Source organism: Alcaligenes faecalis (genome assembly GCF_041521385.1).
Lineage (GTDB): Bacteria > Pseudomonadota > Gammaproteobacteria > Burkholderiales > Burkholderiaceae_B > Alcaligenes > Alcaligenes faecalis_E.
The window spans coordinates 1,345,866-1,360,290 of record NZ_CP168006.1 but is presented as its reverse complement, the minus strand read 5'-3'; the positions used below and the strand labels follow the sequence as shown (position 1 = coordinate 1,360,290).

The following is a 14,425-nucleotide window of genomic DNA, read 5'->3' as shown; positions in this document are numbered from 1 at the left end:
GGTCGGCGGGCCCCTCCGCATGGTTCGGCGGTGAATCTGGTCAGGTCGGGAACGAAGCAGCCACAGCCGTGCAGAATCAGTGCCGGAGTCAGGCTCGCCACTTCATTTGCTTGTCGGGTTATGCGCGCCCGATCTGTCTGCTTCCCTTCAGCACCGAATCCGGTACACTTTTCCTTTCGCTTATTTGTATTGATGGTTCACGCCGTCCGGAATTCGCATGACCTATCTCGTTCTGGCCCGCAAGTGGCGCCCCCGTTCCTTTGACACCTTGGTTGGTCAGGACCACGTGGTGCGCGCTTTGACGCATGCCCTGGATACTCAGCGTCTGCACCATGCCTGGCTGTTTACGGGCACACGCGGCGTGGGCAAGACCACCTTGTCGCGTATTCTGGCCAAGTCGCTGAACTGCGAAACCGGCATCACCTCCAAGCCCTGTGGTGTTTGCCGCGCGTGTACCGAGATTGATGCTGGCCGTTTTATTGATTATGTCGAGCTGGACGCGGCTTCCAATCGCGGTGTGGAAGAGATGACCCAACTGCTGGAGCAGGCGGTTTATGCCCCCAGCTCGGGCCGCTACAAGGTCTACATGATTGACGAAGTTCACATGTTGACCGGGCATGCGTTCAACGCCATGCTCAAGACGCTGGAAGAACCGCCTGCGCACGTTAAATTCATTCTGGCCACGACCGATCCGCAAAAGATTCCTGTCACCGTCTTGTCGCGCTGTCTGCAATTCAATTTGAAGCAGATGACGGTGCCCGCGATTGTGGGCCATCTGCAGGACATTCTGTCCCAAGAGGACATGCAGTTCGAGCTGCCCGCCTTGCGTTTGCTGGCGCAGGCTGCCGACGGCTCCATGCGGGATGCCTTGTCGCTAAGCGATCAGGCCATTGCCTATAGCGCGGGCGACCTTAGCGCCCAGGCTGTACAAGCCATGCTGGGCACGATTGATCAACGTCATTTGGCGCAATTGCTGCAAGCCTTGGTCGCTTATGATGCACAGGCCATTATGGGAGTGGCCGATGATCTGGCCTTGCGTGGCCTGTCTTATTCGGGGGCTTTGGCGGACTTGGCAACCTTGTTGTCTCGTATCGCCATCGAGCAGCGCATCCCTGGCACGATTTCGGACGATGACCCCTTGGCAGAGGCGGTGCGGCAATTGGCGCCCACGCTCTCGCCCGATCATGTGCAGTTGTTTTATTCGGTCGCGGTGCATAGTCGCCAGGAACTGTCTTTGGCGCCGGATGAGTACGCCGGTTTTGTGATGGCGTGCTTGCGGATGCTGGCCTTGCTGCCCGAGCCTGTTTCAGCCTATGTGCCACCGCCAGCAGGGCCTTCGGGGTCTGATACTGCTGGTGCGGCTCAGGCTGCTTCTGCAAGCCCTGTTGATGCCGCCGCCTCTGCCGCACCTGTACAGCAAGCTGCGCAGGGTGCTCAAGCAGTACAGGCAACACAAACACCCCAGCCTGTGATTGATCCAAAGGCCGCTGCCGCGGTAGTTGCCCCGGCTGTTGATGTTGCCAGTGAACATGCAGCCCAAGCAGCGCCCGTTGCAGAAGCCATCCCTGCTGACGACGATTTTGTCCCTGCCTGGGAAGATGCTCCCGAGTCTGCCAGTGCTGCTGCCAGCGATGAATCTTCTGCGTCTGCCCCGGCAGATGCAGGTTTTGAGGCTCGTTCTGCAACAAGTCAAGCTCAAGAAGCTGTGACCGCAGTTGTCGACGGCAGTGCTGTTGAAACCACCCAAGCGCCATCGACTCCATCCGCCCCGTCAGTCCAGCCAGCCGCAGAGTCCTCTTCAGCAAGTCAGGCAGGTTCCTCTGCGGACCCTGCAGCAGAAGAGTCCTCCAACGCCCAGGGCAAGAGCAGTGCTCAGCCCCTGATGTCGTCTCAAGCTCAGGCCGCGGCCCGAGTAGAACCCGTGCTAGCAGACGCTCCGCCAGCCGCCTCCACCCAGGATGGCCCGGAAGAGCCCGCCTGGTTGTCCGAGGGCATGGACGAAGAGTTCGAGAATTACCAGCCTTTGGATATGGACGCGGCCCGTGCCGAGGAAGACGGCGATGTGCCATCGGTGTCCATGTCTGATCGCTTCATGCCCGACACCGAGCTGGGTTTGCCCGTGCCGCAAAGCGGTGCGGACAGCCCGCGCACTGTGCGACTGGGTGGCATGAAACCGGAAACCTGGCCCGAAGTGGCCACCAGCTTGCCCTTAAGTGGCTGGGCCGCTGAGCTGGCCCGCCAAAGTGAATGGCTGGGCGTGAAAGGCCAGGAAATCCACCTGCGTGCCAAAATCAAGGCCACTGAAGGAAGCCAGGGCAAAGCGCGCTTGCGCACCGTGTTGTCGGAATATTTTGCCCAGTCCATTCAGTTGGTGATCGAATACGGGGATACAGGCGATGCTACCGCGCATGCCGTGGAGCAGGCCAAGCTGGCCGAGCGTCAGCGACAGGCCGAAGAGCAGGTTGCCCAGGATCCCTTTGTCTTGAGCCTGATCCAGGACTTTGACGCCAGTGTCAAAGCCGGGTCAATCAAGGCGACTCCTTTGGTTCGGGCCGCCTGAAGGGCCCCTTGTCAATTTATATCAATCAGGAAAACCAAACCATGATGAAAGGTCAGATTGCCGGCTTGATGCGCCAGGCGCAGCAAATGCAGGAAAACATGAAAAAGGCCCAGGAAGCCTTGGCCGATATCGAGGTCGAGGGCGTTTCCGGTGGTGGTCTGGTCAAGGTCATCATGAACTGCCGCCACGATGTGCGCCGTGTCTCTATCGACCCCAGCCTGCTGGAAGACGAAAAAGAGATGCTGGAAGATTTGATTGCTGCTGCCTTTAACGATGCACAGCGCAAAGCCGAGGCAACCTCGCAGGAAAAAATGGCGGGTGTTACCGCTGGCCTGCCACTGCCTCCCGGTATGAAGCTTCCATTCTAATGAACGAGCCGCAGATCGCAGAGCCCGAACCGCTGCGGGCTCTGATCCAGGCTCTGCGTCGGCTGCCCGGTGTGGGCGAGCGTAGTGCTCGCCGCATGGCTTACCACTTGTTGCAACATGACCTGGTAGGCGCCGACCAATTGAGCCGGGCTCTTGAACATGCCACGACGGCACTGCAACACTGTCAGCGTTGCAATGGTTTTACAGTCCAAGCTATTTGTGAAACCTGTGCCAATCCCCGCCGTGATCCGGCGTTGTTGTGTGTGGTGGAAACACCTGCCGATCAAAACATGATCGAGGCCACGCATGGCTATCGAGGTCTTTACTATGTGCTGATGGGGCGCTTGACGCCACTTGAAGGCGTAGGGCCGGATGCCTTGCAATTTGACCGCTTGCTAGAGCGAGCCAGTGATGGCCAAGTGCAGGAAGTGATTCTAGCGACCAATTTCACCGCAGAGGGCGAAACCACCGCCCATCATCTGGCGGAAATGCTCACTAGCCAGGGTTTGAAAGTGACTCGGCTGGCCCGCGGTGTGCCAGCCGGTAGCGAGCTGGAGTATGTAGACCCCAGTACCATTGCCTGGGCTTTAATGGAGCGTCGCGCCACGTAATCGGTTTTGACCGCTTAGCGGACAAGGGGGGGACACCTCCCTTTGTTTTTTAGTATAAGTATCAAACCTAAATAATTAATGACCAACAACAAGAAGGGGGTTGCCATGAAACTGACTCGTCGTCATGCGCTTAAACTGGTTGGAGCATCGGGTCTTGCGCTGTCGTTACCGTCGCTGGGCCGTACGCAGGAAATCGAGAAAAAAAACCTGACGATTGCCGTGGGTGGTAAGGCGTTGATCTATTATCTGCCTTTGTCCATTGCGGAGATCAATGGTTACTTTGAAGACGAAGGTCTCAATGTCAAGGTAGCGGACTTTGCGGGTGGTTCCAAAGCACTGCAAGCCGTCGTCGGCGGTAGCGCCGATGTGGTATCGGGTGCGTTTGAGCACACCATCAATCTGCAGTCCAAAGGGCAGATGTACCGAGCCTTTGTGCAGCAGGGACGTGCGCCGGCTATCGTTTTAGCCGTGTCCAACAAGACGATGGCTGACTATAAGTCGCCTGCTGACTTGAAAGGCAAGAAGATCGGTGTGACCGCACCGGGCTCCTCGACCAATATGATGGTCAACTTCTACCTGGAGCAAAACGGTCTGAAGCCGTCTGACGTGGCCTTTATCGGCGTAGGTGCGGGTGCCGGTGCTGTCACCGCCATGCGTACGGGTCAGATTGATGCCATGGCCAACCTGGATCCGGTGATCGGCACCTTGCTCAAGGAAAACGAAGTGCGCGTCATTGCGGACACCCGTACCCTTGCCGATACCAAGGCTATTTTTGGTGGCAATATGCCTTCGGCCTGCTTGTACGCCTCTGAAGACTTCATCACCCAGAATCCGAAAACGGCTCAGGCGCTGGCTAACGCCATTGTGCGCGCCGACAAATGGATTCAGGCCAACGACGCTGAAACCATTGCCAAGACCGTGCCGGCGACCTATCTGCTGGGAGATGTAGAGCTCTACAAGCAATGCCTGGAGGCCAATAGGGAAGCACTCTCGCCCAATGGCCTGGTGGATGCTGATGGCCCGGCGACCGCCTTGAACGCACTGGCCGCTTTTGTGCCGAATCTGGACGCCTCCAAGATTGATATCAGCAAAATCTACACCAACGAATTTGCTGACAACGCCAACAAGAAGTATCCCAATGTCTGAGGCGGCACTTTCTTTAGATAACATCAGCTGTGTTTTTGCCTCCCGGGATGGCAAAGGTACGTACACAGCGGTTCGTGACGCCAGCCTGAGTATTGCCCCAGGCGAATTTGTGTCGGTTGTAGGCCCAACGGGCTGCGGCAAGTCCACGCTCCTGAACGTAGGGGCGGGTTTGCTCAGCCCTTCGTCGGGCGAAGTGCGTGTGTTCGGCAAACCCCTGGAAGGGGTGAACGAGCGCGCTGGCTACATGTTCCAGGGCGAAGCACTGATGCCCTGGCGCAGTGCTGAATCCAACGTGATGGCCGGTCTGGAGTTTGCCGGTGTCCCGCAGGACGAGGCCCGCGCCCGTGCCCAGGAGTGGCTCAAACGAGTCGGCCTGGGTGGTTTCGAGGATCGTTATCCGCATCAAATGTCGGGCGGTATGCGCAAACGCGTCATGCTGGCTCAGACCCTGATTCGTGATCCCGACATCATTCTGATGGACGAACCCTTTTCGGCGCTGGACATTCAGACCCGTCAATTGATGGAAAATGAAGTGCTGGAGATTTGGATGGCGCAGCGTAAAGCTGTGCTGTTCATCACTCACGACCTGGACGAAGCCATTGCCATGAGCGATCGAGTGGTGGTTCTGTCAGCCGGGCCGGGCACTCATCCCATCGGCGAATTTCATGTCGATCTTCCACGCCCTCGTGACGTGGCCGAAGTACGCAACGACCCCCGCTTTGTCGAATTGCATGCGGCAATCTGGGCCGTCTTGCGTGATGAGGTTCTAAAGGGCTATGCCCAGCAAAAGCGCGCCTGATATGTCTAAATCCATTACTCAATCCAAGCTGGCCCTGCGTGGCTGGCAAATCTCGCTGCTCGTTGTCATTTTGTCGGCCTGGCACTTCTTTACGCTGGACCCCAAAGTCGCCTTCTTCTTTGGCCAGCCACTGGAAGTGGTCAAGGTGATCTGGGCCTGGTTCGTCACCAACGGGGATATTTACCTGCACCTAGGGGTGACCTTGAGCGAAACCCTGCTGGCTTTTGCTATCGGTACGATTGCCGGTCTGGCATGCGGTCTGTGGCTGGGTCTCTCGCCCCGTGCGGCGGCCTTGCTGGACCCGTACCTGACCGCTGCCAATTCCATGCCGCGCGTCATTCTGGCGCCGATTTTCGGTATGTGGTTTGGCCTGGGTATCTGGTCCAAAGTGGCTCTGGCCGTAACACTGGTGTTTTTCATCGTGTTCTTCAACGTCTACCAGGGTGTGCGTGAAGTCAGCTCCACCTTGCTGGACAATGCCCGTATGCTGGGTGCCAGCCGTCGTCAGTTGCTGCGCCATGTCTACATTCCTTCGGCCACTAGCTGGGTATTTTCCAGCTTGCACACCTCGGTCGGTCTGGCCTTTGTGGGCGCCGTGGTGGGTGAATATCTGGGCTCTGCCAGCGGAGTAGGCTACCTGATCCTGCAGGCCGAAGGCACATTGGATGTGAATACAGTGTTTGCCGGTATTGTGGTGCTCACGGTATTTGCGCTGATTCTGGATGGGCTGGTCAGTGTGTTTGAAGATCGCTTGTTGGCTTGGCGGCCACAAGGTGGTGGTACAGAAAAGCTCTGATTACCGTTGGCCCAAGTGTTGAGAAAAACGGCTCCTGAAACAGGAGTCGTTTTTTATGCTGGTTCGTTCTCTGGACTGTACCGCGTGATCACTGGGGCAGCAGGTACGATGAAACGGCTTTGAAAACAGCAGATTTTCGTTCCTGACGCTGGCAAACGCCGGTAGTGACGCAGCAGGCTGTAGATATTTATCCGCCTGTTTTCTGGGAGGACGACGAGAAGAAGTGTCCGCAGATCAGCTTGCTGTGCGAGTGTTGAAAGAACGTCGATGTACTGAGCCAGAAGAACGTGATGCCCCAAAGCTTGCCAGGGTGTGGGGGGCTTTTGGCGGTACGGAGAAAAACAGCGAGCGTTCATTTGTTTGGAAATGAGAATTGTTGTTATTATCAGCCTTCTCCTTTCCTTGCAGGCTCTTTGCTTTCATGTCCGACCGCCGTGCCTTTCGTAAAACCTGGCTTGCTCACTACAGCGAGCTGCTGGGGGCGTGGCGTCGTCGATCTCACGTTGATCACGATGTGGAAGATGCCATGCACGACGCCGTGCTGCGCATACTGGAAAACGGCTCGGTTTCGGCCGATAATCCGGCGGCCTATCTGCAACGCAGTACCTCCAACGGTCTGATCGACCGGCACAGGCGGGAGGAAAAGCTGCCCATGGTGCCTTTGCACGAGTTGCATGAATCCGAGCATCCCTTGGCAACTGGTCCGGAGTCCCAGGTGTATTCCAGCCAGATGGTCAATGATTTAAGAACGGTGCTGGATGAACTGCCGGACATTTGCAGGCAGGTGTATATTTACCAGCGCCTGGAGGGAAGCTCCCATGCCGAGATTGCCAGAGAACTGGGTATTTCCCGTGCCATGGTGGAAAAGCACATGAACAAAGCGTTGCGACATTTGAGTACAAGGTTACAGAAGTATGCCCCCTGATGTCCTGAACGCAGCGACCGCACAGGATCAGGCGGCCGCCTGGTTTTCTCATCTGCGCTCGGGTGAGGCCTCGCCCGAGGATTGGCGTGCCTTCGAGCAATGGCGTCAGTCCGATCAGGAGCATGATCGCTGTTACCGTCATCTGGAGGCGATCTGGCAAGCGACCTTGCAGATTCCCGAGTCCGAGCTGCGGGCTGCCTTGCGGGCTTCGCGCCCATCGGCCCCGGTCAACAAGCCACGCCGTCGTTTTGCCTGGGGCATGACGGCGGGGCTGTGTGCGGCGGGTGTGCTTGCCGCTGTAGGCATACGGGCTAGCCTGGATACTGAGCCTTCCTATCAAGCCACATTGACGACCCCACGCGGGCTGCACGAAGAATTGCGTCTGCCTGATGGCTCTACCTTGATGGCCAATACTGGCACACGCGCCCAGATTCGTTTTTACGAGAATGAGCGTGTCGTTGACCTGTATGCAGGCGAGGTGTTCTTTGATGTGCAGCCTGATCGGTCTCGCCCGTTTGTGGTGCATGCCGGGCAGAACCGGGTGGTGGTGACAGGCACGCGCTTCAATGTTCTGCATGAGCAGCAGCAATTGCAGGTGACAGTAGAGTCCGGCTCGGTGAAGGTGCAGCAGGGGGCCTGGTGGGACCGGGATACCCGCTTGCTGGAGCGTGGGCAATTCGTTTACACGGCTGAGGATGCTCCTCTGGGACAGGTACAAAAGGCGGATCTGGATACCAGCCTGGCGTGGCGTAACGGCATGATTGTGTTCGAGAACACGCCATTGGAGCGGGCGGTAGCGCAGATCAATCGTTACTTGCCGCAAGCGGCCGTTTTCGATGCGCCTCGTTTTGCAAGTTACAAGGTAGCCGGGGTTTTCAGTGTGAATGAGCCTTTGGCCCTGATTCATACCTTGCCCGATCTGGTGCCAGTGAAAGTTCAAACCTTGCCCAGCGGACAATTGCGAATCAGCGAATAGAGCCCGAGTTTGCCTGGCAATCCAGGCTCTACTTTTTATTTATCAAAAATAATTCTCATTTTTGTTCCGGTGTTTTGATTCTGGTTCGTCGATAGAGTAAGGGGAGCTGTTTTATGTCGCAGACGGCAGCGCCCATCACCTTGCCTTGAGGCCGCCTTGGGCGTGCCTTGCTACTCTTTGGACCTAGTCAGACTGTGAATACACCGACCTCTTCTGTGTGGCGCAACAAGCCCGCGATCAATACACGCTTGACGATTCTGGCAATCAGCCTGGCCTGCGCCGTCAGCGCCTTGCCGCTGGACGTACGTGCGCAGGCTCAAGCCACCTCCATCCATCTTCCTGTGCAGCCCCTTAGCAAGTCCTTGTTGCAGTTGGGGCAGCAGGCCTCGGTACAGATCTTCTTCTCTCAGGAGTTGGTGGATGGTCATCAGGCGCCGGCCTTGTCGGGCAGCTATTCCCCTGAGCAGGCTTTGCAGCAGTTGCTGGCGGGCACGGGCATCACGTACAAGCGCAAGGGCAATACCATCAGCCTGACGCCGGACCCAACCGCCTCGGTGGCCGAGCTGTCCACTATTACCGTCAAGGGCGGGATTCTGGGCGACTTGTCGCCCGCCTATGCGGGCGGGCAAGTGGCAACAGGGGGTAGCCTGGGTTTGCTGGGTTCCGTGGATGTCATGGATAACCCCTTTAGCACCACCAACTACACCTCCGAGCTGCTCTACGACCAGCAAGCCAGAACGCTGGCCGATGTGGTGGTCAATGATGCGGCGGTGCGTACGACGACCTCTACCGGCGGTTTTGGCGAGGACTTTGTGATTCGCGGCTTTGCGGTAGGTAGTGGCGATGTCAGCGTGAACGGCTTGTACAGCCTGGTGTCTTCCAGCCGTGTGCCCGTGCAGATTCTGGAGCGTGTGGAAGTCCTGAAAGGACCCGGTACCCTGATGCGGGGTATCCCGCCCGGAGGGAGTATAGGCGGGGCGATCAATCTGGTGACCAAGCGGGCCGAGGACGAGCCTCTGACCCGTGTGACGGCCAGTTATGTCAGCCAGGCAAACGTGACGGCACAGCTGGATGTGGGCCGCCGTTTTGGTGAAAACAAGGAGTGGGGCGTGCGCTTTAACGGCGTCAAGCGCGGTGGGGAGGCCACGTCGCGCGATGGCAAGCAGGATCTGGGCATGGCCGCCTTGGGCGTGGACTATAGAGGCGCCCGTTTGCGCTGGTCTGCGGATGTCATCCACCAGGAAGACACGCTGGAAAATATCCGTTCGCAAATTGGCTTTCAACGCGACTTGACCGAACTGCCCGCACCACCTGATGGCCGTACCAATTTCTACCCCGGCACTCGCCTGAGCCAACGCGACAACACCATCATGTCCCGTCTGGAGTATGACTTCAGCGATTCGGTAACCGGGCATATCGGGGTCGGCTACCGTCATGGCAAGAATCGCCAGATTTTCCCGGTGAATGTGGAACCGGGGAATCCCAATGTACGCCAGTCTGTGGATGCCGATGGCAATTTCAGCGTGATCTCCACGTTCTATGACTCCTATTCCAAAACGCTAAGCAGCGATGCGGGTTTGAGCGTGGATTTCGACACGGGCCGCGTGGCGCACAAGCTGGCTTTTGGGGTGAGCTATATGGATCAGGAGCTGGGCAATGCCTACAGCCCTGGCACCGAAGTGGCGGACTCCAATATCTACAATCCCGTACCTATTCCCGCAGGTCCGTCACAGCGGCTGACACCGCAAAAGGCATCCAGCACCGGCCTGCTTAGCTTTGCCGTGGCAGATACCTTGTCCTTTGCGGATGACCGTGTCTTGCTGACGGTGGGGGCGCGTCGTCAGACCGTGGATGTCACCAGCTTCAATACGACCACAGGTGTAAAAACTGCCGATTACAGGGCCAGCTCCATCTCGCCCTTGGCGGGGATTGTGGTCAAGCCCATGGAGAATGTCTCGGTCTTTGCCAACTTCACCGAAGGCCTGACACGCGGCACGATTGTGGGCGACACCTACGCCAACCGGGGCGAGATTCTCAAGCCTTTCAAGTCCCGTCAGTATGAGGCGGGTGTGAAAGTGGATTGGGGCGGCATCATGACCTCGGCCTCCCTGTGGCAGATTGCCCGACCTGCAGGGCAAGAGGATGGCAACAATGTGTATGGCTACTTTGGCGAGCAGCGCAACCGTGGTCTGGAGCTGAGTGCTTATGGCGAGTTGATGCCTGGTTTGCGCATGATGGCCAGTGCTGGCTTCACGCAAGGCAAGCTCACCAAAACCCAGAACGGCGTGAATGAAGGTAACCGGGCACCGGGTGTACCTGCCAGCACCTATAACCTGGGTCTGGATTGGGATACGCCTTGGGTACCAGGCCTGAGCCTGAATGGTCGCGTGATTCACACCTCGTCCCAGTACCTGAACAACACCAACACCTTGAAGCTGCCCGCCATGACCCGCTTTGATGTGGGTGTGCGCTACTACACCGATATCGCCGGCAAGGATGTGGTGATCCGCGCCAATATCGAAAACCTGACCGATAAGCGTTACTGGCTGGCTTCCAGCAATTTTGCTACGAACGGGGCAGGGCGCACGTTTATGTTGTCGGCCTCCGTGAATTTCTGATTCGCTGATTGTTAACGTCAGGCAGGGCTTTGCGGCGGTTTTCGGTGCCGCGTAGCCCTGCCTGGACTTGGAAGGGAAAAACAAAATGTTGAAACGATGTTTTTTGGTGTCCGTTCTGTCGGCGGCTCTGTTGAGCGTGACCGCCCAAGCTCAGCCGACTCAGCCGTCTGTGCAGCCCTTGAGCCCAGAGTTGGCGCAGCGCAGCTCGATCACGGCCGATGGCGCCTTGCGCAAGGAGCTGGCTTACGGGATTTATCAGATGGCGTATAGCGCCTCTGAAAAGGCCCTGTATGTGGCTTCGGCAGAAATGCTTGATGGTGTACGGGGTGGGGCGCTTTACAAGCTGGACCCGCAGACTCTGGATGTGCTGGGTGTGATTCACACCGATGAAAGCAATTTTGGCTTGAGCAGCAATGCCGAGGGGGATGTGTTGTTCATGACGAACAGCCTGAACCCGGCGGTTGCTCGTGTGGAGCTGGGCGAAAAGGGTGGTCTGACACGTACGCCTTTCAGCAATATGGGAACGGATGGTTTCAAGGTGGGGCCACGTACGGTGAAGCTGGATGAGGCCCGCAAGCGTCTTTATGTAGGGGGCGTGGGCAATCCGGCGGTGATCTGGGTGCTGGACGAGAGCAGTATGGAAGTGCTCAACACCATTGAAAATGCGGGCAAATGGGTGACCGGCTTGTTGTTGGATACGGATCATCGCCGTATGTACGCAGGCAATGGCGACGGTGAAGTGCTGGTGATTGATACGGACAAGCATCAGATCCAACAGCGATGGAAACCTGCTGGGGACAAACCGGCGATCTTGCTGAACTTTGCTCTGGACCCGAAGCGCAATCGTTTATACGCCACGGAAAATCAGCATCAAAAAACGGTTTATGTACTCGATGCCAGCACGGGCAAACTGCTGGAGCAACTGGACGTAGGGGACGCGCTGGATATTGTTTATAACCCCAAGCGCGACGAGCTGTATGTGTCGCACCGTCAGCAGGGCAAGGTGTCCGTGCTGGATGCGGGCAGCTATGCGAAAAAGGCGGAATACAGCTTGCCTGCTCATCCCAACAGTCTGCTGCTGGGGCCGGACGATCAACTGTATGTCACGGTGAAAGCGCCTTTTACCCCTGACCACAAGGTCAGCGCCCGGGAAAGCGTGGTGCGTATTGATCTGAGCAAGATCTGATTGCAGCCTGAAGGTTCAAAGCAAATCAGCCCGGCGCAATGCCGGGCTGATTCTTTTTGCTGATCACCTTATTGATCAAGCAGGGCTTCTGCTTTCAGGGTTTTGCAGGGCACAAAACCTTTTTATATCGCAGTGCTAGTGATCAAGCCTGCTGACGCGCCTGTTGAATCAGGGTATCCAGCTTGATGCCATCCGCGGTGAACTGACGGATGCCTTCGGCCAGCTTTTCAGTGGCCATCGCGTCCTGGTTCAGGTCGGTACGGAAAGTGATTTCATTGCTGGCCCGCCATTCGGGGGCGACGGCCTTGGCGCGCGCCACATCCAGCATGGCGGGGACTTCACCTTGGGCTGCATCCAGTTGGCCCAGCAGATCCGGGCTGATGGTCAGCAGATCGCAACCGGCCAAGGCCTTGATCTGGCCGACATTGCGGAAGCTGGCACCCATGATCTCCGTGGGGATGTCATAGGTTTTGTAGTATTCGTAAATGCTGCGTACCGAGCGCACGCCGGGATCGTTCTCGCCCTGGTTGGCGCTCTCGTCCCAGTTCTGGCCGGCGGCTTTCTTGAACCAGTCGTAGATACGGCCCACAAAAGGTGAGATCAGGGTGACTTTGGCCTGAGCGCAGGCAATGGCTTGCGGCAGGCAGAACAACAGGGTCAAGTTGCAGTTGATGCCGTCGGCCTGCAGTGTGCGGGCAGCTTGTATGCCCTCCCAGGTGCTGGCCAGCTTGATCAGTACCCGTTCGCGGGTGATACCGGCTTTTTCGTAATGCTGGATGATGTGGCGGGCGCGCTCGACGCTGGCCAGCGTGTCAAAGGACAGGCGGGCATCCACTTCGGTGGAGACGCGGCCAGGAACAATGTCCAGAATCTGGCGGCCAAAGGCAACCAGCAACAGATCGCTGGTTTCAGCCAGGCTGGCGTGAGGGTGGTCGGTGATGACGCGTTCAAGCAACGGTTGATAGGCTGCCTGCTGGACAGCCTTCAAAATCAGGGAAGGGTTGGTTGTTGCATCGGTAGGGCGATACGCGCGCATCGCTTCAAAATCGCCGGTGTCGGCGACTACGGTTGTGCACTGGCGCAGGGAGTCAAGCTGAGTAGTCATGTCTGTTACTAGTCCATCGCAAAGCCATCAAACCAATCAATTACTGTAGTCGATTTTCCATGTTTTCGTGCCTGGTTTCAGTGTTACTTCCGAGAAACTACCGGAAAATGACGGTTTGAGCATATAATTAGAAGGTTTAATATTAATTTCAGAATCCGGGGTTTTTAACGTGCTGCCGTCTTTATTTCCTGAGGAGTCCCGCACTATCACTAGTGCCGTCCTAGCCCTGGCGGATGGAACCCTATTCAAAGGGGTATCAATCGGTGCCGAGGGGCACTGTGTTGCTGAGATCGTTTTCAATACAGCCATGACGGGCTATCAGGAAATCCTGACAGACCCAAGCTACAGCGGTCAAATTGTTACGCTTACCTATCCGCACATCGGTAATACCGGTGTCAATCCAGAGGACTCCGAATCCAACAAGGCCCACGCTGCCGGGCTTGTCATTCGCGATTGTCCCGCCCGCCTGTCCAATTTCCGCTCCACCCAGTCCTTGCCCGACTACCTGAAAGATCAGGGCGTTGTGGCCATCTCCGGTATCGACACCCGCAAGCTGACTCGCATTTTGCGCGAGAAAGGCTCCATGGGGGCTTGCATTCTGGTGGGTGATGATGCCGAACGTGCATTGGAACTGGCCCGCTCTTTCCCTGGCCTGAAAGGTCAGGACTTGGCCAAGGTGGTTACCACCGACAAAACCTACAACTGGACCGAAGGTTCGTGGGAACTGGGGCGAGGTTTCTCCAAGCCCGAAGGCGAGCGCTTTCACGTGGTGGCTTACGACTTTGGCGTCAAGGCCAACATCCTGCGCCTGTTGGCAGACCGTGGCTGTAAAGTCACGGTCGTGCCTGCGCAAACGCCCCTGGCCGATGTGCTGGCGTACGAGCCCGATGGCGTGTTCCTGTCCAACGGCCCTGGCGATCCAGAGCCTTGCGATTACGCTATCGAAGCCTGCAAGGGTTTGTTGGAACGCAAGTTGCCTGTGTTTGGTATTTGCCTGGGCCATCAGATTCTGGGTCTGGCCGTGGGTGCGCAGACCTTGAAGATGAAAAACGGCCACCACGGTGCCAACCACCCTGTGCAAGAGCTGGCCAGCGGTCGTGTGTTCATCACCAGCCAAAATCACGGTTTTGCGGTGGATGCCACCACCTTGCCAGCCAATGCCAAGGTCACGCACATTTCTTTGTTCGACCAGAGCCTGCAAGGCTTCGAGTTGACAGATCGCCCCGCGTTTTGCTTCCAGGGTCACCCCGAAGCCACTCCCGGCCCGCGCGATATTGCCTCGCTGTTCGACAAATTCATCAGCCTGATGGCTGCCCACCAGGCCAATAAATAAAT

At 57.3% G+C, this 14,425-nt stretch carries 12 protein-coding genes and 1 other RNA gene; 12 read left to right on the top strand and 1 reads right to left on the bottom strand.

Annotation, left to right across the window (positions count from 1 at the left end; translation table 11 throughout):
- Nucleotides 1–4: 4 nt before the first annotated feature.
- The 11 genes from ffs (at nt 5) to ACDI13_RS06070 (ending at nt 11,985) form a co-directional block, all read left to right on the top strand.
- Nucleotides 5–102, top strand: an RNA gene (gene ffs / locus ACDI13_RS06120) — signal recognition particle sRNA small type.
- Between the two features lie 115 nt (nt 103–217).
- Entirely contained in the window at nt 218–2,560 is a 2,343-nt protein-coding gene (gene dnaX / locus ACDI13_RS06115; protein WP_316989075.1) for a DNA polymerase III subunit gamma/tau, read from the top strand.
- A gap of 41 nt (nt 2,561–2,601) precedes the next feature.
- Nucleotides 2,602–2,928, top strand: a complete 327-nt coding sequence (locus tag ACDI13_RS06110; RefSeq protein ID WP_094195825.1) for a YbaB/EbfC family nucleoid-associated protein — start codon at nt 2,602–2,604, stop codon at nt 2,926–2,928.
- A complete protein-coding gene (recR, locus tag ACDI13_RS06105; protein WP_316989074.1) occupies nt 2,928–3,539 on the top strand; it encodes a recombination mediator RecR in 612 nt (203 codons plus the stop codon). Before ACDI13_RS06110 ends, recR begins: the two co-directional genes overlap by 1 nt.
- A gap of 105 nt (nt 3,540–3,644) precedes the next feature.
- Nucleotides 3,645–4,685: an ABC transporter substrate-binding protein gene (locus ACDI13_RS06100; RefSeq protein ID WP_316989073.1), complete on the top strand. Its 1,041-nt coding sequence runs from the start codon at nt 3,645–3,647 to the stop codon at nt 4,683–4,685.
- A complete protein-coding gene (locus ACDI13_RS06095) occupies nt 4,678–5,484 on the top strand; it encodes an ABC transporter ATP-binding protein (RefSeq protein ID WP_316989072.1) in 807 nt (268 codons plus the stop codon). The genes ACDI13_RS06100 and ACDI13_RS06095 overlap by 8 nt, the downstream gene beginning before the upstream one ends.
- 1 nt (nt 5,485) lies before the next feature.
- Entirely contained in the window at nt 5,486–6,280 is a 795-nt protein-coding gene (locus ACDI13_RS06090; RefSeq protein ID WP_316989071.1) for an ABC transporter permease, read from the top strand.
- Between the two features lie 421 nt (nt 6,281–6,701).
- A complete protein-coding gene (locus ACDI13_RS06085) occupies nt 6,702–7,205 on the top strand; it encodes a sigma-70 family RNA polymerase sigma factor (protein ID WP_316989070.1) in 504 nt (167 codons plus the stop codon).
- Nucleotides 7,195–8,181 (top strand): FecR domain-containing protein, encoded by a 987-nt coding sequence (locus ACDI13_RS06080; protein ID WP_316989069.1) that lies wholly within the window; start codon nt 7,195–7,197, stop codon nt 8,179–8,181. The genes ACDI13_RS06085 and ACDI13_RS06080 overlap by 11 nt, the downstream gene beginning before the upstream one ends.
- Before the next feature lie 194 nt (nt 8,182–8,375).
- Nucleotides 8,376–10,799: a TonB-dependent receptor gene (locus tag ACDI13_RS06075; protein ID WP_316989068.1), complete on the top strand. Its 2,424-nt coding sequence runs from the start codon at nt 8,376–8,378 to the stop codon at nt 10,797–10,799.
- Nucleotides 10,800–10,884: 85 nt separating this feature from the next.
- Nucleotides 10,885–11,985, top strand: a complete 1,101-nt coding sequence (locus tag ACDI13_RS06070) for a YncE family protein (protein WP_316989067.1) — start codon at nt 10,885–10,887, stop codon at nt 11,983–11,985.
- Nucleotides 11,986–12,127: 142 nt separating this feature from the next.
- On the opposite strand, the gene tal is transcribed toward ACDI13_RS06070, so the two are convergent.
- Nucleotides 12,128–13,090 carry a transaldolase gene (gene tal, locus ACDI13_RS06065; RefSeq protein WP_316989066.1) on the bottom strand — a complete coding sequence of 321 codons (963 nt, stop codon included), beginning with the start codon at nt 13,088–13,090 and terminating at the stop codon, nt 12,128–12,130.
- Nucleotides 13,091–13,259: 169 nt separating this feature from the next.
- On the opposite strand from tal, the gene carA reads away from it, so the two are divergent.
- A complete protein-coding gene (carA, locus tag ACDI13_RS06060) occupies nt 13,260–14,423 on the top strand; it encodes a glutamine-hydrolyzing carbamoyl-phosphate synthase small subunit (protein WP_316990633.1) in 1,164 nt (387 codons plus the stop codon).
- Nucleotides 14,424–14,425: the final 2 nt, after the last annotated feature.